The 26,090-nt window shown below is 41.0% G+C and carries 31 protein-coding genes, 1 tRNA gene and 1 pseudogene; 22 read left to right on the top strand and 11 right to left on the bottom strand.

From position 1 onward, the window contains the following. The first annotated feature begins 109 nt into the window (after positions 1-109). Complete coding sequence (locus NSS92_RS11625; RefSeq protein WP_267587602.1) at positions 110-1,258, top strand: type II asparaginase; 1,149 nt, start codon at positions 110-112, stop codon at positions 1,256-1,258. A gap of 35 nt (positions 1,259-1,293) precedes the next feature. On the opposite strand, the gene NSS92_RS11620 is transcribed toward NSS92_RS11625, so the two are convergent. After that, positions 1,294-2,187, bottom strand: coding sequence for an alpha/beta fold hydrolase (locus NSS92_RS11620; protein ID WP_340868084.1), 894 nt, complete (start codon positions 2,185-2,187; stop codon positions 1,294-1,296). A gap of 56 nt (positions 2,188-2,243) precedes the next feature. Continuing rightward, positions 2,244-2,696: a MarR family winged helix-turn-helix transcriptional regulator gene (locus NSS92_RS11615; RefSeq protein ID WP_340868082.1), complete on the bottom strand. Its 453-nt coding sequence runs from the start codon at positions 2,694-2,696 to the stop codon at positions 2,244-2,246. Positions 2,697-2,912: 216 nt separating this feature from the next. Between NSS92_RS11615 and NSS92_RS11610 the strand changes: the two genes are divergently transcribed. The 8 genes and pseudogenes from NSS92_RS11610 to NSS92_RS11575 all read left to right on the top strand — a co-directional run bounded on the left by NSS92_RS11610 (position 2,913) and on the right by NSS92_RS11575 (position 11,413). Beyond that, on the top strand, positions 2,913-3,518 hold the full coding sequence (locus NSS92_RS11610) for a TetR/AcrR family transcriptional regulator (protein ID WP_267587598.1): 606 nt from the start codon (positions 2,913-2,915) through the stop codon (positions 3,516-3,518). 31 nt (positions 3,519-3,549) lie between these two features. After that, complete coding sequence (locus NSS92_RS11605) at positions 3,550-4,746, top strand: MFS transporter (RefSeq protein ID WP_340868081.1); 1,197 nt, start codon at positions 3,550-3,552, stop codon at positions 4,744-4,746. Between the two features lie 132 nt (positions 4,747-4,878). Beyond that, a complete protein-coding gene (locus NSS92_RS11600) occupies positions 4,879-5,910 on the top strand; it encodes an acyltransferase family protein (protein WP_340868078.1) in 1,032 nt (343 codons plus the stop codon). 148 nt (positions 5,911-6,058) lie between these two features. Further along, positions 6,059-8,236 (top strand): MMPL family transporter, encoded by a 2,178-nt coding sequence (locus tag NSS92_RS11595; RefSeq protein ID WP_340868077.1) that lies wholly within the window; start codon positions 6,059-6,061, stop codon positions 8,234-8,236. Positions 8,237-8,339: 103 nt separating this feature from the next. Beyond that, on the top strand, positions 8,340-9,524 hold the full coding sequence (locus tag NSS92_RS11590; protein WP_340868074.1) for a sensor histidine kinase: 1,185 nt from the start codon (positions 8,340-8,342) through the stop codon (positions 9,522-9,524). 5 nt (positions 9,525-9,529) lie between these two features. Next, positions 9,530-10,180 (top strand): response regulator transcription factor, encoded by a 651-nt coding sequence (locus tag NSS92_RS11585; RefSeq protein WP_267587591.1) that lies wholly within the window; start codon positions 9,530-9,532, stop codon positions 10,178-10,180. 108 nt (positions 10,181-10,288) lie between these two features. Continuing rightward, a pseudogene (locus NSS92_RS11580) lies at positions 10,289-10,440 on the top strand (MFS transporter); the annotation flags it as partial. Between the two features lie 163 nt (positions 10,441-10,603). After that, positions 10,604-11,413 carry a GNAT family N-acetyltransferase gene (locus NSS92_RS11575; protein WP_267587589.1) on the top strand — a complete coding sequence of 270 codons (810 nt, stop codon included), beginning with the start codon at positions 10,604-10,606 and terminating at the stop codon, positions 11,411-11,413. On the opposite strand, the gene NSS92_RS11570 is transcribed toward NSS92_RS11575, so the two are convergent. Beyond that, complete coding sequence (locus NSS92_RS11570; RefSeq protein ID WP_267587588.1) at positions 11,382-11,882, bottom strand: GNAT family N-acetyltransferase; 501 nt, start codon at positions 11,880-11,882, stop codon at positions 11,382-11,384. The two genes, NSS92_RS11575 and NSS92_RS11570, sit on opposite strands and share 32 nt — an antisense overlap. Positions 11,883-11,935: 53 nt before the next feature. Between NSS92_RS11570 and NSS92_RS11565 the strand changes: the two genes are divergently transcribed. Next, positions 11,936-12,205 (top strand): YesK family protein, encoded by a 270-nt coding sequence (locus NSS92_RS11565; RefSeq protein ID WP_340868071.1) that lies wholly within the window; start codon positions 11,936-11,938, stop codon positions 12,203-12,205. Here NSS92_RS11565 and NSS92_RS11560 read toward each other — a convergent pair. The 3 genes from NSS92_RS11560 to NSS92_RS11550 form a co-directional block, all read right to left on the bottom strand. Beyond that, the gene (locus NSS92_RS11560) at positions 12,202-12,741 is read right to left on the bottom strand and encodes a GNAT family N-acetyltransferase (protein WP_254806192.1); all 540 of its coding nucleotides are present in this window, start codon (positions 12,739-12,741) and stop codon (positions 12,202-12,204) included. The genes NSS92_RS11565 and NSS92_RS11560 overlap by 4 nt on opposite strands. Beyond that, the gene (locus NSS92_RS11555) at positions 12,738-13,133 is read right to left on the bottom strand and encodes a VOC family protein (protein WP_024425420.1); all 396 of its coding nucleotides are present in this window, start codon (positions 13,131-13,133) and stop codon (positions 12,738-12,740) included. The genes NSS92_RS11560 and NSS92_RS11555 overlap by 4 nt, the downstream gene beginning before the upstream one ends. A gap of 68 nt (positions 13,134-13,201) precedes the next feature. Continuing rightward, complete coding sequence (locus tag NSS92_RS11550) at positions 13,202-13,825, bottom strand: GNAT family N-acetyltransferase (protein ID WP_340868062.1); 624 nt, start codon at positions 13,823-13,825, stop codon at positions 13,202-13,204. 149 nt (positions 13,826-13,974) lie between these two features. Between NSS92_RS11550 and NSS92_RS11545 the strand changes: the two genes are divergently transcribed. The 6 genes from NSS92_RS11545 (at position 13,975) to NSS92_RS11520 (ending at position 18,038) form a co-directional block, all read left to right on the top strand. Further along, positions 13,975-14,526: a TetR/AcrR family transcriptional regulator gene (locus NSS92_RS11545; RefSeq protein ID WP_048240359.1), complete on the top strand. Its 552-nt coding sequence runs from the start codon at positions 13,975-13,977 to the stop codon at positions 14,524-14,526. Positions 14,527-14,604: 78 nt separating this feature from the next. After that, complete coding sequence (locus tag NSS92_RS11540; protein ID WP_340868057.1) at positions 14,605-15,147, top strand: dihydrofolate reductase family protein; 543 nt, start codon at positions 14,605-14,607, stop codon at positions 15,145-15,147. Between the two features lie 107 nt (positions 15,148-15,254). Continuing rightward, positions 15,255-15,728 carry a MarR family winged helix-turn-helix transcriptional regulator gene (locus NSS92_RS11535; RefSeq protein ID WP_340868054.1) on the top strand — a complete coding sequence of 158 codons (474 nt, stop codon included), beginning with the start codon at positions 15,255-15,257 and terminating at the stop codon, positions 15,726-15,728. Then, the gene (locus tag NSS92_RS11530; RefSeq protein WP_267587581.1) at positions 15,712-16,335 is read left to right on the top strand and encodes a nitroreductase family protein; all 624 of its coding nucleotides are present in this window, start codon (positions 15,712-15,714) and stop codon (positions 16,333-16,335) included. Before NSS92_RS11535 ends, NSS92_RS11530 begins: the two co-directional genes overlap by 17 nt. Positions 16,336-16,352: 17 nt before the next feature. Then, positions 16,353-17,405, top strand: coding sequence for an LLM class flavin-dependent oxidoreductase (locus NSS92_RS11525; RefSeq protein WP_340868052.1), 1,053 nt, complete (start codon positions 16,353-16,355; stop codon positions 17,403-17,405). A gap of 339 nt (positions 17,406-17,744) precedes the next feature. After that, positions 17,745-18,038: a hypothetical protein gene (locus tag NSS92_RS11520; protein WP_003214005.1), complete on the top strand. Its 294-nt coding sequence runs from the start codon at positions 17,745-17,747 to the stop codon at positions 18,036-18,038. Positions 18,039-18,071: 33 nt separating this feature from the next. Here NSS92_RS11520 and NSS92_RS11515 read toward each other — a convergent pair whose 3' ends face one another. Further along, the gene (locus tag NSS92_RS11515) at positions 18,072-18,635 is read right to left on the bottom strand and encodes a helix-turn-helix domain-containing protein (RefSeq protein WP_267587580.1); all 564 of its coding nucleotides are present in this window, start codon (positions 18,633-18,635) and stop codon (positions 18,072-18,074) included. Between the two features lie 109 nt (positions 18,636-18,744). Here NSS92_RS11515 and NSS92_RS11510 point away from each other — a divergent pair, with 109 nt between their 5' ends. Then, on the top strand, positions 18,745-19,332 hold the full coding sequence (locus NSS92_RS11510) for a LysE family transporter (protein WP_267587579.1): 588 nt from the start codon (positions 18,745-18,747) through the stop codon (positions 19,330-19,332). A gap of 4 nt (positions 19,333-19,336) precedes the next feature. On the opposite strand, the gene NSS92_RS11505 is transcribed toward NSS92_RS11510, so the two are convergent. After that, positions 19,337-19,888, bottom strand: coding sequence for a GNAT family N-acetyltransferase (locus NSS92_RS11505; RefSeq protein WP_340868046.1), 552 nt, complete (start codon positions 19,886-19,888; stop codon positions 19,337-19,339). 123 nt (positions 19,889-20,011) lie between these two features. Between NSS92_RS11505 and NSS92_RS11500 the strand changes: the two genes are divergently transcribed. Then, the gene (locus NSS92_RS11500) at positions 20,012-20,197 is read left to right on the top strand and encodes a CsbD family protein (RefSeq protein WP_267587577.1); all 186 of its coding nucleotides are present in this window, start codon (positions 20,012-20,014) and stop codon (positions 20,195-20,197) included. A gap of 149 nt (positions 20,198-20,346) precedes the next feature. Further along, on the top strand, positions 20,347-21,009 hold the full coding sequence (locus NSS92_RS11495; RefSeq protein ID WP_267587576.1) for an O-methyltransferase: 663 nt from the start codon (positions 20,347-20,349) through the stop codon (positions 21,007-21,009). A gap of 36 nt (positions 21,010-21,045) precedes the next feature. Here the strand turns inward: NSS92_RS11495 and NSS92_RS11490 are convergent, their stop codons facing one another. After that, on the bottom strand, positions 21,046-21,372 hold the full coding sequence (locus NSS92_RS11490; RefSeq protein WP_267587575.1) for an AzlD domain-containing protein: 327 nt from the start codon (positions 21,370-21,372) through the stop codon (positions 21,046-21,048). Then, positions 21,369-22,094 carry an AzlC family ABC transporter permease gene (locus tag NSS92_RS11485; RefSeq protein ID WP_267587574.1) on the bottom strand — a complete coding sequence of 242 codons (726 nt, stop codon included), beginning with the start codon at positions 22,092-22,094 and terminating at the stop codon, positions 21,369-21,371. The genes NSS92_RS11490 and NSS92_RS11485 overlap by 4 nt, the downstream gene beginning before the upstream one ends. 295 nt (positions 22,095-22,389) lie before the next feature. Here NSS92_RS11485 and NSS92_RS11480 point away from each other — a divergent pair, with 295 nt between their 5' ends. Both NSS92_RS11480 and NSS92_RS11475 read left to right on the top strand, forming a co-directional pair. Then, complete coding sequence (locus NSS92_RS11480; protein ID WP_340868041.1) at positions 22,390-23,265, top strand: DMT family transporter; 876 nt, start codon at positions 22,390-22,392, stop codon at positions 23,263-23,265. A 62-nt stretch (positions 23,266-23,327) separates the two neighbouring features. Further along, positions 23,328-24,347: a S66 family peptidase gene (locus tag NSS92_RS11475; RefSeq protein ID WP_340868039.1), complete on the top strand. Its 1,020-nt coding sequence runs from the start codon at positions 23,328-23,330 to the stop codon at positions 24,345-24,347. Positions 24,348-24,382: 35 nt separating this feature from the next. Here NSS92_RS11475 and gltP read toward each other — a convergent pair whose 3' ends face one another. Next, positions 24,383-25,633 carry a glutamate-aspartate/proton symporter GltP gene (gene gltP, locus NSS92_RS11470; RefSeq protein WP_095407852.1) on the bottom strand — a complete coding sequence of 417 codons (1,251 nt, stop codon included), beginning with the start codon at positions 25,631-25,633 and terminating at the stop codon, positions 24,383-24,385. 369 nt (positions 25,634-26,002) lie between these two features. On the opposite strand from gltP, the gene NSS92_RS11465 reads away from it, so the two are divergent. Further along, positions 26,003-26,079, top strand: a tRNA-Arg gene (locus NSS92_RS11465). The last annotated feature ends 11 nt before the right edge of the window (positions 26,080-26,090 follow it).

The raw sequence follows: 26,090 nt of genomic DNA, 5'->3' as shown, positions 1-26,090 counted from the left end.
GTTCTGTACCTTTAGCCTCATGCCGATGAATGAAGGTATGGTATAAAGTAAATCCTATAGAAAGAGATTTAGCCATGAAATCCATCAAATGAGGAAAAGAGATGATCCAATGAACATGACAAAATGGTTAGGTGCTGTCCTTCTTTCTGTTTTATTACTAGTGACAGCAGCCTGTGCGAACACAGGCACTCAAGAGAATAGTCAAAATGAAAAAGAGAACGTATCGAGTGAAACAAAAGAGAAAAACAAGGCGGTTGAAACAGGGAATAAGTCCTTATCTAATATTAAGGTATTAGCCACGGGCGGGACGATTGCTGGCAGTTCGGACAGTGATACAGATACGACGGGCTATAAATCTGGTTCACTTGGCATTGATAAAGTCATTGCTTCAGTTCCACAGCTGAAGGATATTGCAAATGTCACAGGTGAGCAGGTTGCGAATGTGGGCAGTGAAAATGTTGATAACGCTCTTCTTTTAAAATTAGCCAAACGAGTGAATCAACTCTTAAACGATGATCAAGTTGATGGCATTGTCATCACACATGGAACAGATACACTTGAAGAAACAGCTTACTTTTTACATCTAGTTGTCAAAAGTGATAAGCCTGTGGTGGTCGTTGGCTCAATGAGACCAGCATCGGCAATCAGTGCGGATGGCCCGCTTAACTTGTATCATGCGGTGAAAATTGCATCAACCAAAGAAGCAAAGGGCAAAGGGGTCATGGTCACATTAAATGACCGAATTGCATCAGCTCGATTTGTTACGAAAACAAACACGACCACAACCGATGCCTTCAAGTCACTTGAGCAAGGATACATCGGAGAAATTGCTGGTGAAATGGTTTCCTTTTATAACGAACCGACAAGAAAACATACGATTAAGAGCGAATTTGATGTATCAAAGATAAAAGAATTGCCGCAAGTCGATATTTTATACGGCTATCAAAATGATCAAAAATATATGTATGATGCCGCAGTCAAAGCAGGGGCGAAAGGGATTGTCGTGGCCGCAGCAGGAAACGGAACGATGTCAACAGAAGCCATCAAAGGGGCAACAGATGCAGTGAAAAAAGATGTGGTTCTTGTGAGATCAAGCCGTACGGGTAATGGAATTGTCACTCACGAAAAAACGGATGATGAACATCACTTTGTGTCCTCTGATTCATTAAACCCACAAAAAGCACGTATTCTGCTCATGCTGGCACTGACGAAGACAAAAGATCCAGTTAAAGTGCAAAGGTATTATGAACAGTATTAATGAAGAAAAAGACCCAAGTCATATTGGGTCTTTTTTTATGCATGTTCCTGACGTTCAGCACGTTCCTTTAAAGAGAGTAAAATATCTCGCCAAATATCGTCTACATCTGTAAGAAAGTGCCCCGCTTGATCTATATAATAGGTTTTGACGTTTGAAATCGTCCGAGCTATTTTTTCTATTTCTACAAATGGAGCCATCGTATCCTCTTTCCCATGCCATACATCAACAGGGATTTGAATATCTTTTATATCGAATGCCCATGGCTTTGAAAGTAAAATGGGCTCACGAATACATTCATCCACCGATTGACGAATCGCTTCGTGTAAATGTTTCATCATCATTTCTAACTGCTCTTCGGTTTGAAGGAATTGCCGATCCCACGGATGTAAATGCTTGTTCCCGTTTTTGGCCAGCTTCTTAAATTTCTCTGGTTTGTTCTCAATCATTTTCTTCTGGGAACGATAGCTTGCTTTCAATAGCCAAGGAAACTTCTTACTAAGGAAAAAGGCTAATTTATTTTCTTTCAGCATGCTTTTCGGCGGTTTTCCGCTTTGAAAAGGGGTTGTACTTGAGATCAGAGCGGCTGAAAGGACGCGATCCGGCAATTGATAGGCACAACCAGCCGCGAATGCACCGCCTCCAGATACACCCATCACTGAAAAATGTTGAATGCCAAGATCATCTGCCACTTCCAGCACGTCTTTTGCCCAGTCTAAAATTGTACGGTCAGGTAGAGGGGTGGATAAACCAAATCCAGGTCGATCCAAACAGATGAGACGAATGCCGAGCTTTTGAGAGATTGGATCATCATCTAAAAACATCACTCTTGATCCAGGTGTTCCATGAAAAAAGAAAATTGGAAACCCCTCAAGATCACCGTATTGAGTCAAACCAATGTACCGGCCATCTTGTAAATGAATGCTTTGCATATTTTCATCCCCTTAATAGTTTAGATAACTTAAATGTTGATGAGAGAAACACCGTATTAAGGCGCTTCTTTCGCAATCTGATAGATTTTTTCGTATAGAGATAGTAATGTTTTTAAATCTTCTTTTGGAAGCTTTGCATAGTATTTTTGTATAATGTGCAATTGAATGTCTTCCGTATTCTTGTGATAGTCATGGCCCTTTTGAGCAAAATCAACAATGATTTCTCTTCGGTTATGTGGATTAATTTCTCGTTTGACATAACCGAGCTGCTCAAGCTTTGATACAAGCTGGCTAGCTGCGCTGGCAGAAATCGAAAAGTAATCAGCTAATTCATTGATTGTTCTCGTTTTCGTGCGCAGCAGCTCAAGTGTCAGCTCTTGTTTGGCTGATAAATCTGCATACTCATGTTTTAAAAATCGTTGATACTCTTCTACATAAATTGAGCCTAGAGCATTCGAGTATTCAATGATCTTTTTACCGTAATGAATGATTTCCTCATCCAATGACATCACCTCTCTTCTATTATAGGCAATCTTTATATTTAAGTGAAGTTAAATATAAAGAAAAGTTAAATGATTGACGGATACCCTTGAAAGGGAGATCATCGGTATATCCACTTTTTCATTGTATTATAAGGAAAATCCATTTATAATAAAAAATAAACCAACTGGTCGGTTTTATTTAGTCTACATGAAGAAATGCAGGGTAGAAAGGGATTGTGACACATGACAAGTACACAAAGCGGGGCTGGAAAGAGTGAGAAGACGAAGCAAAAAATCGTCACCGCTTCACGTGATTTATTTGCAAAAAAAGGTTATTCAGAAACATCCGTGCGCGATATTTTAGAGGCTGCTGAGGTTAGTAAAGGCAATCTCTATCATCATTTCAAAGGAAAAGAGTTTTTATTCCTTCATATTATGGAAGAGGATCACCGTTTGATGATGGAAACTTGGCATGAGGAGAAGAAAACACTGAACCGAGCTATCGACAAGCTTGCCGGGTTTGCAGAACTGCTCAGTCAAATGGGCATTAACTACCCATTAATGAGAGCGAGTGAGGAATTTTGTGCCAGTGCCTTTACATCAGACGAAGTCATGGAACGGCTGAACAAGATTGATGTCGATTTTGATGATGTGATGAGAGATATCTTACTTGAAGGAAACAAAGATGGCAGCTGGTCAATCCAGCATGTGGAGTCAAAAGTGAAAATATTACTTTCCGTTTTTTATGGATTAGACGTGTTATATAAAAATGACACCATCGAGCAGAAGAAAGAGTTACAAAAAGAGGCGATCTCATTGTTTATTCACGGAATCAACCATCATGAGTAACAAGTGAGTCAATAAAGGGGAAACAAACATCATGCAAAAACCGATTCGTGAGCAAAAAGCAGTACTCGTTATTTTATTAAGTAATATATTTATTGCGTTTTTAGGCATCGGTCTCATTATTCCTGTCATGCCGCTATTCATGAATGTCATGCATCTAACAGGGAGTACAATGGGATATCTTGTGGCGGCGTTTGCCGTTGCTCAGCTCATCGCATCACCTATTGCAGGTAGATGGGTAGACCGCTACGGAAGAAAGATTATGATTGTGTCCGGGCTGTTTCTATTTGCGTTATCAGAACTCGTTTTTGGTCTTGGTACACACGTGTATGTTCTGTATGCTGCAAGGCTTCTAGGCGGTATTAGTGCGGCATTTATTATGCCGGCTGTCACTGCGTATGTCGCAGATATTACGACCGTTCAAGAAAGATCAAAGGCGATGGGCTATGTCTCTGCGGCCATTAGTACCGGTTTTATCATTGGCCCGGGAATTGGCGGATTTATTGCAGAATACGGCGTACGCCTGCCATTCTTTTTTGCGGCAGGGATTGCGTTTATTGCCGTTATTTCGTCTATGTTTATGCTGAAGGAGCCTTTAACAAAAGAAGAGCGAGAGAAGCAAATGAATGAAGTGAAAGAATCGACTTTCTTTAAAGATTTGAAAAAATCGATTCATCCAAGCTACCTCATCGCCTTTATCATTGTGTTTGTCCTCGCATTTGGACTATCTGCATATGAAACAGTCTTTAGCTTGTTTACAAATCATAAGTTTGGATTTGGTCCAAAAGATATTGCCGTGATCATTACCGTCAGCTCGATTGTGGCAGTCATCATCCAAGTACTTGTGTTTGGTAAACTGGTGAATGCCCTAGGAGAAAAAAGAGTGATTCAGCTATGTCTGATTATCGGGGCTGTCCTTGCTTTCGTTTCAACCGTTGTTTCAGGCTTTTTGGTTGTTCTGATTGTTACATGTGTCATTTTCCTTGCGTTTGATTTATTGCGTCCAGCATTAACAACCTTCTTATCAAAAATCGCTGGCAACCAGCAAGGATTTGTCGCAGGGATGAACTCCACCTACACAAGCCTAGGTACGATTTTCGGACCGGCACTTGGCGGCATTTTATTCGATCAAAATATTCATTTCCCATTTTTATTCGCAGGTGTTGTCTTATTTCTTGGATTAGGCTTAACTCTGATTTGGAAAGGGAAGGCGACGGTTGTATCTGATTAAGGGCTCTAACTAGGGCTCTTTTTTTTGTTCCTGTGGATAGAGTATTGAAATAATCACAAGGTCCCTATTGATGAGGTGTTATTCATGTTAATATAATACATGTTTTACCAAAAAGCTAGAGGAGGATTTTCAATGCAAATTAAAGAGATTTTTTTTATTCGGTGTATCTCGTGTTTGAGTGTTGTGCTCATTCATGCAATAGCCATCTTATCTAGCCCCCATTCATCATCTATTCTTGTAGCTCTACTCATGTTCAGTACCCCGAGTTTTATTTTCATTTCTGAGTTTTTATTGGCGCATTCTTATCCAAATGGTACACCTAAAGGATTTATGTGGAAGAGAGTGAAAGCCATCTTTTTCCCATTTGCATTTATTGGGATTGTCGATGGGTTTATGCATTCGGCATCGTTAAATGGAGGGACAGCTGACTTTTTTAAAAGAGCTTCAGCAAATGTCTTATTGGGAAATTATATTGGTTATTTTGTTCTGATTATTTTTCAATTTTACTTTTTGCACATGTTTTTTCACAAAATTGCTAAGCGTACCTCAGCCAAATGGGTATTGCCGATCTCCTTTATCATCACAGTTGGTTATTTAAGTGTCATGAATCTCGTCAAATTCCCACAACCTCAATTACCTAATCCAATGTTCGGCTTAGAATGGATTCCATTTCCAGGGTGGTTATTCTATTTTTGTTTAGCCTATTATTGTGGAGTGAATTATCAGCAGTTTATCACAAGACTTCATCGTTTTAAGTATGCCGTGTATGGACTTATTTTGATTTCAGCAGCGACTCTTCTAAGCAATTCATATGTAGGCTTTTTCGAGCCTTCTTCTAAGAGGCCAGACGTTGTTCTTTATACAGTCAGTATTGTCTTCTTATGTTTTCTCTTGTTTTCTAAAGTGAAAAGAGTTCCACCTTTCGTAGCTGTCATTAGTCAATATTCATTCACCATCTATTTGCTTCACGGGTATTTTCTAGGTATCTCTGTGTTGCTATGGGGCCAATTAAAAGATTATCCATTCTTTGTTGGGACAATCATAATATCAGCACTAGCAATTGCTGGATCTATCCTATTGTCACGGTTAGCAAATCATTATAAATATGGCTATATGTTTGTCGGTAAAATCAACAGAACGAGACGAAAAACAGTCGCTTCATAAACGTTTTAAAGGGGATCTTAAGAAGATGCCCTTTTTTGTTGCCTAAAAGTACAGTGCTTTTTGCCCGAAAGTACAATTTCAATCGACCATCTCATTGCTTAGAATAAAAAGATGAAGTTCACGAAGTTGAAGAAAAAGGAGTAAGTGAATGGCAAAATTTTTATATCATTTAGGAAAAAGTGCTTTTTCTAAGCCAAAACGGATGATTATCGGTTGGTTACTTGTTTTAGTAGCTGTTGTGGCGATAACAATAGGGACAGGTGTTTCATTTAATGGAGATATGTCGATTCCAGGAACAAAGTCAGAAAAGGCAATGGATCTCTTGGAGAAAAAGTTCCCAGCAGGTGATGATGGTGGGACGATCCGTCTGATCTTTAAAGCACCTAAGGGCGAAACATTAGAAACAAAAAAAGTAAGAAACAAATTGAACGAAACGATCAAAGAAGTCAAAAAGGATAAAGCAGTCAAGCAAGTGACGGATTTATATCAGACATTTGCTATTAGTAAGGATAAGAAAATAGGGTATGCGGATATTACATACCGGGTGAAGGCGGATGAGGTAAAAGCATCCTCAAAAGAGAAAGTATTAGATAGTATTAAGATTTCAAGAAAGGCTGGCATCCAAACAGAATTAGGCGGCTCCGTCACATTCTCAGAAATTGAGGTAGGCGGGATTTCGGAAGTCATAGGTATTGTCATGGCCTTCTTTATTTTAGCCTTTACCTTCGCTTCACTATTGATTGCAGGACTACCGATCTTGACGGCTGTCATTGGGTTAGTGATCGGTGTGATGGTCATATTAATTACCTCAAATTTTGTTGATATGTCTGCATTTAGTCTTACATTAGCTGTGATGATTGGACTTGCCGTAGGAATTGATTATGCATTATTTATCATTTCTCGATATCGACAGCTATTAGCAGAGGGTTACGAATTGAAAGAAGCAGCTGCTAGAGCTGTTGCTACAGCAGGCAGTGCTGTATTGTTTGCAGGTGTCACCGTCGTGATTGCACTATGCGGACTTGTATTAGTCGGTATACCATTTTTAGGCGTTATGGGTCTTGTAGCTGCATTCATGGTACTATCAGTTATGCTTGTGTCTCTGACAATTGTTCCTGCGATACTAGGGATTCTTGGTGATAAAGTAAGCCCTTCAAGAAAGAATAAATGGTTCTCTAAATTACAATCTCAACAAAAAGAAGAAACAACAGCTTGGGGAAGGTTTATCAAGAAGTATCCAGGTAAGATCATCCTAGGTGTCATTGTATTGACTGGTCTACTCAGTTGGCCAGCACTTCATATGGAGTTGGGTCTTCCTGATAACGGTATGAAGGGGAAGGAAACAACTGAACGCAAGGGCTATGACCTGTTAGCAGAAGGGTTTGGCAAAGGGTTTAATGGGCCACTGGTTGTTATCATTGATGCCTCCCATGCAAATAACGCAACGAAATCTATTGAGAAAACAACAAAAGTATTAGAGAAGATGGATGGCATCAAACAAATGGCACCGGCTGTTCCTAATCCATCGGGTAAGTACGCCATGCTGACCATCTTACCGAAAAGCGGTCCAGAAGATAAGGCTACAAAGCAATTAGTCAAAGATATACGAAATGAATCTAGTCAGACTGCTGCAAAGTATGATACGAAATTACTTGTTACTGGTTCTACGGCAGTTAATATAGATATTTCAGATAGACTCAGTGAAGCGTTACCGAAATTTGCAGGAGTCATTATTGGATTTGCTTTGATTTTGATGATTCTTGTGTTTAGATCATTCCTTGTTCCATTAAAAGCGGTTTTAGGATTCCTTATGACATTGACCGCTACACTAGGTTTTTCAGTCTTTGTTTTACAGGATGGACACCTTGCGTCATTGTTTGGAATACCAGCAAATGGCCCATTGTTAAACTTTATGCCTGTACTAGTGACAGGAATATTATTTGGTCTTGCAATGGATTATGAGGTCTTTTTAGTCAGTCGAATGAGAGAAGATTTCCTTCTATCAGGTGATGCGAAAAAGTCCGTTGTATCAGGTTTGAAGCACAGTGGAAGAGTAGTGACTGCCGCAGGCTTAATCATGATCCTCGTCTTTGCAAGTTTTATCTTTGCAGATGACTTGATCATTAAAACAATGGGATTAACGTTGGCATTCGGCGTTCTGTTTGATGCATTTGTCATAAGAATGACTTTTATCCCAGCTTGTATGATGCTGATCGGACGAGCTGCTTGGTACTTACCTAAATGGTTCGAAAGCTGGCTTCCACGTATAGACATTGAAGGTGAGTCTATTTCTCAGAAAGATGAGAAAGAAGAGAAGGTGATTTAGTCACTGATAGTCTTACATGGTATGATTGATGATACCGCCATTACCTCGATAAAGGGTGGGCGGTATTTTTTGAGTGAATATGAGGCTCGGATGGTGATTATTTATGGCGAAACGACGGGTAGACCCTTTTAATGAAATGATCTATTCGCGGATTCCAACATTATTATGGGTCGTTCTTGTTTATATTGCAGCAATGATATTTCAGTTTATAACCACCCCATTAGCAATTTCTAGCCTGTTTTTTTCTGCACTTATTGCCATACATCTGATTCTGCATTGGTGGTCATTTTACTGGTTTCAGCAGAATCCATGGGTATATTTTCTGATTCAAGGAATTGTGATCCTACTTTGTGTTTCAGTCATGCAGGCGGCTACCCCTGTGATCTTAATTGGTCTGTTACCAGTACTAATTGCGCAAAGTATTGGGGTATATTATCATACATTGAAGGTGATTTTGACAGGGCTTAGTTTTTATGTCCTTTTTTTTCTTGCCCTTATTTTGGTCAATGATACAGATGATTTGACGGTATACATTCCTATTTTGTTTTTGATTCTGATTGTAGTCATCGCATACTCCATTTTATTTTTTAGACAAGTCAAAGCTAGAATCCGTACACAAACATTTTTAAAAGAACTTGAATTGGCACATCAACAAGTGGAAGAGCTGACACTTGCAAATGAGCGTCAAAGAATGGCGAGAGATTTACATGATACCCTTGCACAAGGACTGGCAGGTATTATTATGCAGTTAGAAGCGGTCCATGCACATTTAGAGAATCAGAATGTTGAGCGTGCTCAAAGCATTATTAAAGGTTCTATGAGCCATGCGCGGACAACATTAGCTGAGGCGAGATTGGTCATCGACGATCTTCGAACATATAGCCAGGATCAATATGACTTAGCTGATTCTGTGAAAGATGAAGTGAAGCGCTTTATGACGGCGACGAATATTCCAGTTCATACAAAAGTGGCTGTCTCCTATCAAGTGTCCCCTTTTCTCATCGAACATACCGTATACATTGTCAGTGAATGTTTGACGAATATTGCCAAGCATGCCAAAGCAAGTAAAGTCGAATTGGTGATGGAGCAAAAAGATGATCACATCTCCTTGCAAATCACAGACAATGGAGTGGGTTTTGATGAGAAAAAACAAGAATCCACTTCCGGGCATTACGGTCTAATAGGTATGTCAGAACGTGCCCGACTGCTTGATGCACAGCTACACTTAAAAAGTGAAAAAAATGAAGGTACACAAGTGACGGTAACCATACCTTTGAAAAAGGAGTAAAAACAATGTCTTATCAAATTGTGATTGTCGATGATCATTTTGTTGTTAGAGAAGGATTAAAATTAATTCTTGAGACAGATCAACGATTTGATGTTGTTGGTGAAGCTGAGGATGGGGCAAAGGGGTTAGATGTCTTGAAAGAGAAGGCTCCAGACCTTGTATTACTTGACCTCAACATGCCTAACATGAGTGGGCTTGAGATGCTAAAAGAGATGCAGTCTCTTCAATTAAAAGTACCAGTCCTCATTCTCACTACCTATAACGAAGAGAAATTAATGATTGAAGGGCTGCAACTTGGAGCAAAGGGCTATCTTTTAAAGGATGCCAGCAGGGAAAATTTATTTTATACAATTGAAGCAGCTATCAGAGGAGATATTCTTCTTCAAGCAAACGTCGCTGCTAAGGTATTTGAATCAACAGAGCAGCAAGTGACTCCGAACCATTTGAAAAAAGAAATAAACATGCTGACTGAAAAAGAGATGCTTGTCTTGCAAGCAGTGGCTAGAGGATTTCGAAGTAAGGAAATTGCATTTGATATGGGGATTTCCGAGAGAACTGTCAAAGCTCATTTAACAAATATTTATCAAAAGCTGGAGGTCACTTCAAGAGCGGAAGCAATTAAAGCAGCAGTAGAATTAGGGATGATTCATTTTTAGAGAGAGCGATTGATCATATGAGATGATGACAAGAAACATTACGCTGTTAAGTTTCAGCGTCCAGTGATTTATTATCTCTTCCAATGCGGTTTCAGTATGTGTAGGGAAATGAACTCTACCTACATAAGTAATGGTACGATCTTTGACCCGGCACTTGGCGGCATATTATTTGATCAAAGCAGGGTGTTGTCTTATTTCTTGGATTAGGCTTACCCCTTATTTGGAAGGGGAAGGCGACAGAAGAGACAGCGGTAGAATAATGAATGTAGAAGTAAGAGACCTTTTAAACGAGGTCTCTTTTTTTAAGACTGCGGCTTCAGGTGATTTAATGCCTGTGCAATGAGCATAGCAATAGAGGAAATCGAATGAAACAAAGAGTCACTGCATGCCCTGAGCTTTTTATATATAATGGAAGGAAAGAACATGTTCGTGAATGGGGGAAGCACCGTGCATCTCTTTCGGCAGCAAATGGCATCATCCATGAAGGAAGGAATTCGTCAGATTGATCCAGCATATCCAGTGTTTGTAGATGCGGTCATGGATGGCGTCATACAAGGACATCTTTATGTAGATGATGAAGCGCATCCGCTTGTTTATTTTCTCGAAGCTTCATGCGGCATTTATTATGTTGCAGGAAGGAGTGAAGCGGAGCTGTTACGCTGCTCAGCCTTCATTGTGGATGTGTACGAAAGGCAGAAAAGACAAAACGGCCGATTTACCATATTTTCAGCAAATCAATTAACAGATGCGTTGATGAAAAAATGCCTTGGGTCACATCTGAATGAGATGGAAAGACATGCATACGTTTATCCTCAGGCACATTCTCATGTCACTCAGCCTCATCCAGGCTATAGAGTAGAGCGGACAAATGAGCAGGTGATGAATGCAAGCAGTGCTTTTTCTCCTAGCTATTACGAAGCCTATTGGGGAGAAACAGCTCGCTTTCTATCAAAGGGAATCGGGATTGCCATTTTAGATGGAGAGGACGTGGTAAGTGAATGTGTCTCTATTTTTTCAAGTGAGGATCGTGCGGAGATAGATATTTGGACAGATGAGACTTATCGAGGAAAAGGTTTGGCACTGCTGGCAGCTCAGCATATGATCAGCATCTGTCTTGAAAAAAAGAGGACACCGCATTGGGATTGCGATGTCCATCACCTAGCTTCAATCAACCTAGCAGAGAAATTAGGCTTTCAGAGGATCAAAACCTATCGATTGTTTTATGGTTCATGATGATAAGGTCCCTGAGATACCAAGCATCCATTGCAGAATGCTCAGAGCCTTCAAGCGGTTTTGAAAGAAGAGAAAAGCCATATCGCTGATAAAGGCCTGTAGCCGCTGTTAATTCCCGGCGGGTCTCTAAATAACACGCTTCGTAGTATGTAGAGGCATATTCCAGCGCCGTATCCATCAGTTTTTTGCCCGCACCTTTTCCTTGTGCTTTTGGACTTAAATAGAGCTTTTGTAATTCACATACTCCATTTGTAAAAGGAGCAATCCCTACACCGCCCACAATGTCACCCTGCTCTTCAGCTATCCAATAGGCTGCATGAGTCAATGATTGATAGTATTCGAAAAGCTGGTCAAGGTGGGGATCAGTGTATGCTGTTCCTTCAATTGCCAGATTCGCTGATTCTAGTGACTGGCGGATAATCGCTGCGATATACGGATTGTCTTTTTGCTCAATGGGTCTAATGTTCAATTGAAGTACCTCCATTGTTATGGGATCAAAAAAGAGAATAGGAGTTGACATACATGTTCTGGCTGCAAACCGCCTTTTTTACAATCGTTGTCCTTTGTCTCTCATGGTGGGCAGGGAAAGGACGCCGGCAGCGCCATGCGGGGTTCATTGTCCCTGTATGCTTGATGTTATTTGGCTTGGTTTTATTGATTGTCAGTTTCTTTATTGGCAGATGGGAAGGCATGGCGCTTAGTCTATCAAGTGTCTCTATCGTTCTCTCTTCCATCATTTGTTTAATCATCGTCACTGGGATTCAATTTTTTAAAAAAGATAACCCTTCTTAAGCAGGAGCATCTGTATTCATCATGTGGTTATATTCTTCACGAAGGATGCCCATGATGATGACATCTGAGTATGTACCGTTGAAATAGAGCGCTTGGCGTCTTTTTCCTTCATATTGAAACCCAGCTTTCTCATAGCTTCGAAAGGCCCTTGGATTGTGGGAAAAGACTTCAAGCTCAAGACGGTTGAGTTCTAATGTGTCAAAGGCAAATGCTTGAACCATCCGAACCGCTTCAGTGCCATAGCCTTTTTGAAAATGCTCAGGCCCGTGAAGCGCAATACGGAAGCTTGCCGTATGATTGATTGGATCAATGTCCACAATCGCCGCATCCCCAATCATCTCTTTCGTGTCTAGCAGACAAATGGCGAAATCTCGTCTGCTGTCATCTTGCAAAAAGCGGGTATAGGCGGATCGAATTTCTTCTAGTGTGAACGTTTTGCGTGTGCCAGTCATATAAAGTGTTTCTGCATGCTGGCACCCTCTTTGAATACCAGGGTAATCTTGCTCTTCAATCGGTCTCAAAAATATACGAGTCATGACGGATCACCCTCCTCTATATATCGAGAGATTTCAATTAAATTCAGATCAGGATCACGGATATAAACAGATTCAATTGGACCTAATGTACCGGTGCGTCTGACCGGCCCCTCTTCAATGGGGACCACTTGCTTCCGGAGGTGCAGCAGCAAACTGTCCATGTCTAAATCGGTGATAAAGCACAAATCATGAGATCCAGGAAGAGGATGAGCCGCTTTTGGCTCAAATTCATGACCAGCTTCATGAAGGTTGATCTTCTGTAAACCAAAACGAAGCGCTTTACGGCCTTCACCAAAAGTTTCTTCCTTCATCCCTAATACGTTTGTATAAAAGCGAATGGTGTCCTCCATATGTTGTACGGTCAACACGATATGATCAAGTCGTCGTATCATCAGTCTCTCCTCCAAGTATGATCGTTGATTGAACTGACTCTATTATATCATCACCTGAAGAGGATACCTTATTTAATCACGGTTTTATAGCTCCAGCTTGCTAAGGACATTTCCTTTCCGCGCAATACCCTTTCATCAAACTCCACCCACCCATTTTTTCGGTAGAAATGACGATTGGCTTCGTTGTGTGTAATCAGCGTGAACAGTCCGCCGCCTTGCCGGGCGATAAAGGGAAAAAGACATTGCTTTAACATGCGGCTTCCAAGTTTTTTTCCTTGCTGGTCTTTTGCCACGACAAGTGCTTCTAAATACCAGTAAGGCTGCTTTAAGGAAGAACACGCCTTTTTCGCCTCCTTTAAAACACGGAACACATGCTGAATCGCTGATATACCGCCAGTGAAGAGCATCTTTAACCCACCTGACAACACATAATCCATGACGCCTGGTTCAGGGAGACGCGGATGCTTTAAAAGGGCAGCAGACACAATTTTCTCGTTCTCAACGCCGACAAAACAGATTTGATGCTGAAAATACACCTTTGTATTGACCAAATGCAGCTGACGAGCGAAAGCAGACCGCTTTGAGACCTTTTCACATAATAAGTCAAAAAATGAATAATCCTGAAACGAATCATCTAACAACTCTGCCACTTGAGGCAGTTCATCCTCTCTAGCAAGTCTAAAATGAAACATATGATGGTCCTCCTTTACTGAACACATATAGATTATTGAACATGTGTTGATTATTATAAGAAGTAAACCAATCGAACATCGGCAATGGATGAGATCCTGTTCATAAATAGACATTTGGCGCCTGATTGTTCAACAATGGAGGGGATGTCATGAAGGACAGACGAACAATCAAAACAAAAAGAGCCATTCGGGAAAGCTTTCTTGAGCTGTTAAAGGAAAAGGAAGTACAGCAGATTACGGTATCAGAGCTATCAAGGAAAGCGGATTTAGGCAGGGGAACCTTTTATTTGCACTATCAAGATGTGTTTGATTTATATGAACAGCTTGAGAAAGAACTATTCGATCAGCTTGGGGGGTTATATGATGAAACCTTTCCAAGTCAGGACCCTCTTGATATGCTTTCCTTTTTAAACAAAACGACTGAGTACTTGAAAGAGAATCAATATATGTTGACGTTATTTGTAAAACCCAATGGCCCAACGACAAACCAATTCAAAGCATTTTTCAAAGAAAAAATCATGAAAGAGTGGCAGCTTGATCAGCGGCCGATTACAGAAAATGAACAAATCGAGGCCTCTTTTGTCGTGTCTGGGGTCGTGGGTGTACTCGAGGAATGGATTCATGAAGAAATGACCATTGATGCCGGCAAACTCGCGCATAAATTATACGAGCTTCTCGTCAAGGTGGAACAGGAATCGTAAACATGTATCCTTTGTCTTTCCTTTCTGATACAATTGAATAGAATGTATGTTCTTATTCGGAGAAAGGGAGTGATGGGATTGAGTGAGAAAAGGAAGCTGCTTTTTTATGGGGCGATGAGTATCGATGGATATTTAGCGAGAGAGGATCATCGGCTCGATTGGCTGATAGGGACAGAGGGCGAAGAAGAAACGGGCTATGACACCTTTTATGCGTCAGTCGATACGCTGATCATGGGGCGCAATACATATGAACAAGTTCTTCAGCTGTCACCAGATCAGTTTCCTTATGAAGGAAAGACATGCTATATCATGTCACGTACGTTACAAGACAGTCTGGAAGGAACCCATATCATTCGCGAAGATATCTTATCATTTGTAAAAAAATTAAAAAATGAAACAGGACGGCATATTTGGATTGTCGGCGGCGGGGGACTGCTTCAATCTTTCATACAAGCAAGATTGGTTGATGAGCTTTTTCTTCAAATCGTACCTGTCATGATAGGAAGAGGAATTCCTCTGTTTTCGCCGGCGGATCTGGAATCCAGGTTTTCATTACAGGAAGTACATCAATATAAGCAAATTGCTGAAATGCATTTTATCTTAAAAGAAGAGGATCACTGAACCAAGGTGGTCTTTTTTCATGAAATAAACTCGTTGACAAGAAAATATCCTAGTGTTAGGATAAATTTATCCTAGTTTTAGGATTTCTTGAAAAAGGAGTAGTTGCCATGGTGCAGCATGATCATGAATTAGATTTAAGGCTATTCCGCGTGTGGATGAAAGCCTATCAAGCCCTTTTTACAAATATCCAAAAAGACATTGAACGTTATGATATCGGATTTGAAAATTTTCAAATCCTTGAATTGCTCTACAGTAAAGGGCCTCAGCCTGTTCAAAAAATTAGCGATATCCTGTCAATCCCAAGTGGAAGCATGACATATGTCGTGAACAAACTAGAAAAACAAGAACTTGTGAAAAGGCAATGTGCGCCTTCAGATAAGCGGGTATTCCATGTACGGCTTACGGAAAAAGGGAAGCAATTGTTTGACGACATTTTCCCTAAACACACAGAGGTCATTTCGCAAAATCTATCCTTTATTGAAAAAGAAGAAAAAGAGCAGCTGATTGAATTACTAAAAAAAATCGGTTTAGGTGCAAAACAACTTCGTGAAAAGGGGAAACAAGATGACACTCAGCTTTGATACGTTGGTACGTGAAAGACGATCCGCATCAAATTTTTTGCCAAATATCTCGATTTCGAGAGAAGAGCTTAACAGCATATTTGAAGAGGTCAAGCTGGCACCATCCGCTTTTAACTTACAGCACACACAATATGTTGTCGTCCAAACAGAAGAGTTGAAAGAACAAGTAAGAGAAGCGGCATTTGGACAATATAAAGTGCACTCTGCTTCAGCAGCGATCATCGTACTCGGAGATCCAAATGCTTATGAGCACGCAGGGAACATATATGAAGGCCTAAAAATGCTAGGGATTATCAATGCGCAGCAATATGAAGAAATGGTCAGAGAGACCATGAGCTTTTATGTGCAGAGAGGAGCCGATTTCCAGAAGGAAGAGGCGATCCGCAATGCTTCCTTATCTGCCATGCTGTTTATGCTTGCCGCTAAAAATAAAGGCTGGGATACTTGCCCGATGATCGGTTTTGATCCTGAAGCAATGAAAAAGGTATTAAACATTCAATCAGATTTGGTTCCTGTGTTAATGATTACACTCGGAAAAGAAAAAGTAGAGAGCAGACAAGCGAGAGGCTACAGAAAGCCAGTTTCTGAATTTGTGACATATTTATAAGATAGGGGGTTCCAATCATGGAACTAGGAATTAGTACATTTGTCGAAACAACACCTGATTTTCAAACAGGAAAAACAGTCAGTCACGCACAGCGTATTCGAGAAGTAGTAGAAGAAATTATTTTAGCAGATCAAGTCGGTCTCGATGTATTTGGCGTAGGTGAGCATCATCGTGAGGATTTCGCCGCATCGAATCCAGCTGTCGTCTTAGCGGCTGCAGCAACACAAACAAAAAATATTCGTCTGACAAGTGCAGTGACAGTCCTTTCATCAGCAGATCCTGTTCGTGTATTTCAGGATTTTGCAACACTGGATGGACTATCAAACGGACGTGCAGAAATTATGGCAGGCCGTGGTTCATTTATTGAATCATTCCCGCTCTTTGGCTATGACCTGGATGACTATGAAGAATTATTTGAAGAAAAGCTTGATTTGCTGCTCAAATTACAGCAGTCAGAGCGTGTCACATGGAGCGGAAAGCATCGCCCGTCCATTCAGGATGTTGGGGTCTACCCAAGACCTGTTCAAGATCCGCTTCCAATCTGGATCGGCAGTGGAGGAAACCGTGAATCGGTCGTACGTACTGGATTACTAGGGTTACCGCTTGTACTCGCAATCATTGGCGGAAGTCCTAGACAGTTCGCACCGCTCGTTCAGCTGTACAAGCAAGCGGCAGTGCATGCTGGACATGATCCTGAAAAATTAACTGTAGCATCACATTCTCATGGATTTGTTGCGGCAGAAACAGACCTGGCAGCAGATCAATTCTTCCCATCGACACAGCATGTGATGAATACATTAGCGAGAGAGCGAGGCTGGGGACCTTATACTCGTTCTACGTTTGATTCAGCGAGAACTTTAGAAGGCGCGCTGTATGTAGGAGATCCAGATACCGTGGCAGAGAAAGTCATTCACCTTAGAAAAAATGTAGGCATTACACGTTTTATGCTTCATGTACCGGTTGGTTCAATGCCGCATGATCAAGTGCTAAAAGCCATTGAGCTATTTGGAAAAGAAGTCGCTCCTAAAGTAAAAGAAGAAGTTGCCCGCTGGGAAGCAGAGCAAAAATAAATAAAAAGGCCGATCAAGTGAATAGGCTTGATCGGCCTTTTCTTATGCTTAAGGATCAATGACACATGGTTTCACTGTAGGACATGAAGCAGCAGAAGCAAATGGTGTGGTCGTCAAGGTGAAGAGGAAAACAAGTTGAAAACAGATGAGCCATTTTTTCATGAAATCACCTCCATTCACATTGTTTCACTAGATTGAGATGAGGATAAAAGCATAGAAGTATGTAACGCACTCTATCCAGCATAAGACAATGATATCATAATTTTCAAAAAATAACTTACAAAAGTTCTAAATTATGGTATAGTTTATACGTTCAACAAAAAAAGGGAGGGATTTTTTATGAAAAAGGTCATGTCTTCTGTTTTGGTTGGAGCAATTGTCTTAACGGGTGCTGGGGTCACAACTGCTCCAGTGGAAGCAAAGGAGCAAACAAACAGTGAAATAACGGCTCAGGCCAGTCGAACTGTTTCAGTAACAAGAACATATACGACATCAAACATCCCAGAAAGTATCGTATATGCAGAGGATGGCTGGGTCGGGATTTTAAAACAAACCTCTATTAAAGAATTAGGATTAGGAAAATATAGTGTCACATTTACTGGAACAGTGGTACGCGATCCAGGATTTAATTAAATAAAATGCAAAGCTGACAGGTGGACAAGCCTGTCAGCTTTTTTCATGTGGATAATAAAGAATCATTTGCATCCGGACCATTTGTTCCCCGGTTTGTTTATACGTGTGCGTCCGGTCCGCTTTAAAACGAATAGAGTCTCCAGTTTTTAAGGTGTATTGTTCATCACCAATGGTTAAATCAAGGACTCCCTCAAAAACAGTGATCAACTCCTCTGTTCCTCCAATGTGTTCATTCGCACGCAGCGACCCGCCTCGATCAATTTCTACTCGGTACATTTCAAATTTCCCCCGATCATCAAAAGGAAAAGTCGTGTACACACGATATCGGCCGTCGTCCTCAGTTAAAATCTGTGCATCCTCATTACGTACTACTTTAATTTCAGGCTGTGGTGCGTGAATGAGCTCACTAAAAGATACTTTTAATCCGTTGGCGATTTTCCACAAAGTCGTGATGGTAGGGGTCGATTCTCCTCTTTCAATTTGTCCAATCATGGTCTTGCTGACACCAGTTAATTCTGCCATCTTTTCGAGGCTTAATTTTTTTTGATCTCTAAGAAGCCTCACATTTTTAGAAATAATCGATTGTACGTCTTCCATGAAAAAACTCCTTTCTCTATTTACTTTATAAAGACCGAACGTTACAATAAAACGTAATATACGCAATGAAGTAATTAAAGTCTATATAACGTATAAGGGAGGCGGCATCTTGATTGTATCTATGTTGATCTATGCTTTTGTTAGCAGCTTTACCCCAGGGCCAAACAACATCATGGCCATGGTCTTTACGAATAAATATGGGGTCAAGCAAACATTTCGATTTTGTTTAGGTGTGGGTATCGGATTTCTCGTTATTTTGTGTTTGAGCTGTTTCTTTAATATTATTCTTTATCAAGTGATGCCGAAAATAGGCTGGGTCATGGCGTTCATCGGAGCTGCATACATGATTTATTTAGCGGTCAAAATCATGAAAAGTAAAGGCGGGGATGACGAAACACTTGATCGCTACAATCATTTTATCCCTGGTATGATGCTGCAATTTATCAACCCAAAAGCAATCTTGTATGGATTGACTGTGATTTCAACATTTGTTTTGCCATATGGACAATCTAATATGCAGTTTGTCATATGGACGCTGATTCTCGCACTCATTGGCTTTCTCGGTACATTCAGCTGGAGCTTATTTGGCTCTTTGTATAAGCGTTTTTTGACTGCTTACGAAAAACCGTTCCAGTATGTGATGGGGCTGCTTCTGATATACAGTGCGATTTCGATGATATGGGGCTATGTGATGTAAGTAGTCAGGAGCTTGGCCGCTGTCTGCCCATCACAACAGTATCATAATATAATCCGTCACTCAGCCGTTTATCGTTTTTTAAAACACCTTCAATCAGAAAGCCGTGGTTCTCATATAACCGAATGGCTTTTTGGTTGGTTTCCAGCACTTGAAGTGACATCTTCTGAATACCCTGCTGATCTGCCCAGTCGATTGAAGCGGCTAAAAGCTCTTTGCCGATGTGATAGCCCCAAGCATCTTTTTGTATGGCGACGCCAAATGTCACTTTGTGAGCAGAGCGCTTGAGTGAATGTCCCTCGCATCTGGAGAAACCAACAATTTCATCTTCAATAGCAGCGACCAAAAATAAATGCCGGCTTTGTTTGGTATCCTCTTGGATCAAAGACTCAAATGCTTTTTCATCAAGAAAGGCTTCGCCTGGTTCACGGTCTAAATATTCTGTTTCACCATCGATTTTCAGTCTGAGAGCTGATAACTGCTTGGCATCAGCCGCTGAAGCGGACCGGATACGATAGGTCACCCCACGAACTGTGAATATCTTTTTAGAGATGATCATGAAATAGAACACCAACCCTTCTTCTAATGTCTATCATACCTGAAACGTGTACATCGCACACTCAGATGTTTTGTATCTGTCAAAAAGGCTAAATGAATAGTATCAAACGTGGAGGTGGAACAAATGAGTGAAGAAAAAGGACATATGGATAAAGCGAAAGGAAAAACAAATCAAGCCAAAGGTCAATTGAAAGAGAAGCTTGGTGAAGCAACAGATCATCAAAACCTGAAAACAGAAGGGAAAAAGGATCAAGCAAAAGGAAAGCTTCAAGATAAAAAAGGGGATGTCAAAAATAAACTGAACCAGTAGAACCGAAAAACAGTGCGCTGCTTCATGTCTCCATCATGACATGTCTTTCATCAATAAAATGAATAGATGTGTGAAAAGAATTGATTATACGCGCTCGCTATCATCATGTAGACTTAAAACAGAAGGCATGATCAAGGGAGATGGTTGAGATGAAGCAAGTGTGGGAGAAAGTTGACGAGTATATCACAGACAAGTTGATCCCTAAAGATGATGTTTTGGAGCAAGCTCTTACTCATAATAAGCAAGCAGGCCTGCCAGAAATTGATGTGTCACCAGCTCAAGGGAAAATGCTTTATTTATTAGCAAAAACGAAGAATGCAAAGCGCATTTTAGAAATCGGGACACTCGGTGGATACAGTACCATTTGGCTGGCGCGTGCTCTCGAAGAGGATGGAGAACTCATCACACTAGAGGCTGTCAGCCATCATGTACAGATCGCACAGCAAAACATCAGCAGAGCGGGCTTATCGGAACGGGTGAGCATTTTGGAAGGAAAGGCATTAGATACGTTATCTCAGTTAAAAGAGAAGGCTGCGCTTCCATTCGATTTAATTTTCATTGATGCAGATAAACCGAACAACCCGAAATATCTGAAGTGGGCGTTAGATTTCTCGAAAAAGGGAACAGTCATTATTGCAGACAATGTCGTCAGAAATGGAGCAGTCCTTCTTGATTCTGATGGGGATGAACGAGTGCAAGGAACTCGTGAATTTTTCAATTTACTCAAACAAGAGTCAAGAATAGAGGCTACAGCCATTCAAACTGTTGGTGAAAAGGGTTACGATGGATTTGTATACGGAATCGTAAAATGAAACAAAGCTTAACCACATGCGGTTAAGCTTTTTCTTTTAGAAAAACCATCTGGCAGTGCCCATCAGCATAACGCCGACAAGAACAGTAAGTGACAAGCTTTTTGTCCAAACAGCAATGAGTACAGTAGGAGCCAAGACAGCAAGATACATCCAGTGAATGGTGACGCCTGTGCCTGTTGTTGTATGGATGAAGAGATGCTCTGCAATCAAAGCTGTAAAAATACAAATAGGAATAAACGATAACCATTTCAGCACCACTTCAGGCAGCTGAATACTTCTTACAAAAATAAAGGGTATGACCCTTGGAATGATGGTGACGATCATACAACCAACAATGAGCCATAACATAAAGCTGCTGATCATTTATCTGTCACCACCCCAATGGTTGCGACAAGCACAGTTGCTAAGAGCACAGCCACGTGTGATGGAACAAAATGAAGCAGAACAAACATCGCAACGACCATATACAAAACAAGTGACAGGCGATGAGTTAACTTATTTTTGGGTACTGTCTGTAACGAAAGGACTAGCAGTGCAGCAAACATCGCTGATAAAGCAAAATCAAGACCAAGTGCTTCAGGATTTGAAATCCAGTGTCCAAAAATGCCGCCAAGTATGCAGGCCGCAATCCAGCATAAATACGCCGTTATGTTCAGTCCGTGCATCCACCTGTTATTCAGCTTTCCTTGCTGCGCTAATTTATTCATCGCTACACCGAAGGATTCATCAGTCAGCAAAAGACCGAACCCAATATTTTGTTTCACAGAGTAGCGTGTAAAATGAGGAGCAAGCGTCAGGCTGAGCAATAAATGACGCAGATTCACAATAAATGTGGTGAAAATAATAGCAGAAAGGGGACTACCCGTAACAAGCAGTGCACAGATAATAAACTGTGAAGCACCTGCGTAAATAAAGATTGATAGAAGCGCAATGTCCCATAAGCTCAACTGTGCGCTAATTCCAACAATTCCAAAGGCAAACCCGATACTCATATAACCAAGCAGGGTTGGCACACAATCTTTTATTCCCTCGAGAAATGGTTCATGTTCCGTGGTGGGAATATGTTTTCTAGCTTCAATATCCAACGACCTCTACTCCTTTTCTGCATGACGACCTATAGTTTTAATTACTATATGAAAACGAATTTAGCATGTCAATAGCCGCTTATCTTCTATTATATGAAGAAAAAAGGTGCAAAAAGGATTGAAGTCAACCAGAATTTGTTATAAAGTATCAGAAAATAAAAATAATTGGAGTGACGACAAATGCTGTGGAAACCTTTGTTTGAACATGATGTTCCAAATGCCCTCCGTCCATAACGGAGAGTGATCTCCGTTTGTGGATATGGTACTCAAAATATCCAATAACGGAGGGAAAATGATGAATGAAAAATATATAGGCGCCCTTTACCTAGCAATCGCAGCAAGTATTTGGGGCGGCATGTACGTGGTTGTCAAAGTAACAGTAGCGGTGGTTCCGCCGCTTGAGCTTGTATGGATGAGATATGCTATAGCAGGAATCGTGCTGGTGTGCACCATTTGGCGGTTGGGCTATTCCTTTCGATTAGATAAAAAAGATATCCCGCTTGTTGTAATGATCGGATTGATCGGAAATTTTCTATCAATTGTGACCCAAGAAATCGGCACCATGTATACGTCAGCACAAATGGGGGCTGTTATCACATCTGCGACCCCTGCTTTTATGGTGCTGTTTGCGTTCTTTCTATTAAAAGAAGCCATGACTGTTCGAAAGTGCGCATCCATTCTGCTTGCTACAGCAGGTGTATGGCTCATGATTGGACCAGTCGCAGTGCAAACAGATGAATTAATTGGCGGTCTCTCACTCGTCATCGCTGCTTTTACATGGGCGCTCATGTCTGTTTTGCTGAAACGGGTTCCAGGAAAGTACCCTCAAGTCGTGACGACCACATATGCGATCATCATTGCATTCATTGTCTTAACACCACCTGCTTTATTTCGTTTACCTCATCTAGATGTGGAGCAGATGGCAAGACCAGAGATTTGGGGCGGCATTCTCTATCTAGGCATCATCTCAACAGCTCTAGCATTCTTTTTGTGGAATAGAGGGCTTCAATTGATGGATGCCTCGAGCGGCGGTCTGTTCTTTTTCTTTCAACCGATCGTAGGGGCAGCTCTTGGCTGGCTGCTTTTAGGTGAAGAGATGGGGATACGCTCATTCATTGGGATTCTATGTATCTTTGCAGGAGTCTATACTGTACTGCGTCAAAAGGAATAAAAGAAGATGTCCCTTCTAACAGGGGCATCTTCTTTATAAATGAGAGAGGGTAGGGAAACAGGATGATACAATTTCCGCATTTGCAAAAAGGACAAACAATTGGCGTAACAGCACCTTCCTCAGGTGTACAGCCATCTTTGCATGACATGTTTCAGCTTTCATGTGAACGAATGAAAAATAGAGGCTACGATGTCATATGTGGAGAGACGGTCTGGCAGCAGGAAAAAGCGAAATCAGCCCCTGCCATAGAACGAGCAAACGAACTTCAGTATATGATGACATGTGATGAGATTGACCACATCATCCCGCCATGGGGCGGACAGCTGCTTATGGAAGTATTAGAGCACCTTGATTTCTCATCGATGAGAAAAAAGTGGATTCTTGGTTACTCAGATACGAGTGCACTCCTGCTGGCGTTGACATTAAAAACAGGCATTGCCACAGCGCATGGGCCGAACTTAGTAGATCTTCAGGGAGAAGAACTTGATCAAACGACTGTCATGTGGGAAGAAGTGCTTTCAACAAAAGGGGAAATGGACATAAGCCAATTTTCTTCATCTATGTATCAAAAGGAATGGCAGTATGACAACCCGATTAAACATGTCTTTCATTTAACAGAACCGACCGCATGGCATACGGTTGATCAACAAGAAAAGATGGTAAAGGGAAGACTGCTGGGTGGCTGCATTGATGTCATACGTCATTTAGCAGGGACACCTTATGGGGACGTCAAAACTTTTCAGAAAACATTCATAAAAGATGAACCAATTCTCTGGTATTTCGAAAACTGCGAATTAAATGCTGCAAGCGTGAAGAGATCGCTTGTTCAATTAAAACTAGCAGGGTGGTTTGATCACTGTTCAGGTATGATGTTTGGGCGAAGTGCAGTAGATGTGCCTGTTGAAGGTTATCAGTATCAGGATGTATATGAAGAATTACAAAAGGAACTACAAATCCCCATTTTTTACGATATAGATTGTGGGCATGTCCCGCCGCAAATGACGCTGATTAATGGGGCATATGCAGAAGTACAGCTGCAGCCTCAAGGAAAAGCCGTACTGAAGCAAACATTTTCAGCATAAAAAAGGAAAGGGCGACCCCTTTCCTTCATATAACATTACATCCCTTTTGTTTCTTCACCTGCTTTAGGAACTTCCCACGCCGACTCACGGAATACTTTTTCCCATTTAGATACGACAATACATGCAACGGCATGCCCTGGAACATTCACGCCTGTTCGTGCCATATCCATAATTCGGTCAACACCGGCTATGATGGCAACGCCTTCTGCTGGAAGACCTACTGCATGAGCGGTTGCCAAAAGAACAACGAGTGAACCGGATGGCACAGCTGCAATCCCTTTACTCGTTAACACAAGAACAAGCATCATCAAAAGCTGCTGTGACAGACTCATGTCGACACCAAATGCTTGTGCAAGGAATACGCAGGCAACCGATAAATATAAACTTGATCCGTCACAATTGAGAGAAAGACCAGATGGAATCACAAAGGAAACAATTCTTTTTGGACACCCGTATTTCTCCATTCGTTCCATCAATTGAGGAAGGACAGTTTCAGTACTCGTAGTAGAGAAGGCAACAAGGAACAAATCCCAAATCATTTTTAATACTTCGAAGTAGTTAAAACGGAAGATCAGTGCGACCAGAGGGAATAAAGCAAAGAGTATAATGAATAATCCTAAAAATACTGTCCCGACAAGCTTCATCATTGGGATTAATAAAACAATGCCATATTGGCCGACAGAAGCAGCCATTAATGCAAGAACCCCAATAGGTGCTGTCACCATCACCATCTGTGTGAGCTTAAACATAATTTGTGCCACTGATTCAAAGAAGGTGAGAACAGGAGCAGAAGCTTTACCGATGCCGCTTGCCGCTACACCAAATAATATGGCGAAGAAAATGACAGCAAGTAAATCATTCTGAGCCATAACATCGACGATATTGGTTGGAATGATATCTAATACCATTTGTTTAAAGTCAACGACCTTCTCAGTATAACCATCTAATTCCCCAATATCTTTCTTAGCTAATTTAGAGAAATCGAGACCAACGCCAGGCTTTAGCCCATTTGCCAATAATAGCCCAATCCCAAGAACGATGGTTGTGATGACCTCAAACCAAATGATCGTCTTTAATCCAAGGCTGCCCATTTTCTTCATGCCGCCGCTGCCGGCTGCACCAATAACAATGGTTGAGAAAACGATTGGAACAACGATCATTTTAATCAGCCTGATGAATCCATCTCCAATTGGCCGCAGTGCCATTCCGAAGTCAGGGAAGAAATGGCCGATAAGAGCTCCTATCACCAAAGCGATCATGATTTGAAAAGCGACGAACTTTTTCATCATCTCCTACCTCCTTTAAATGCTTGGAAAAATATTAAGAATTTTCCAATAAATAAAAATTCTATGTGGCCATGTTTTGTCCTCCTTTGTATTTAGAAAGATTTTATTTAAGAATCATTGGAATTATGAAGAAAGAGAAGAAAATAGGGCTATTACATGTCTATTTATCTAAGAAAAAATCATTTTTAAAAAACATGAAACTTTTTTAGAAAAATGTATTGACCCTTTTATGTAATCCATGGTATATTTTTATTCGTCGCTGATGACGTATTTGAAACACAGACGTTCACACGCATGCGACAAACAAATTTTAAAAAGATGTTGACTTAAAAAAAACGATATGTTAAGATAATTAAGTCGCCTGATTAAGCGCCCGTAGCTCAATTGGATAGAGCGTTTGACTACGGATCAAAAGGTTAGGGGTTCGACTCCTCTCGGGCGCGCCAATACAAACCAC

The organism is Bacillus sp. FSL M8-0166 (assembly GCF_038008825.1).
Lineage (GTDB): Bacteria > Bacillota > Bacilli > Bacillales > Bacillaceae > Bacillus > Bacillus safensis.
This window is presented reverse-complemented; position numbering and strand designations above follow the sequence as displayed.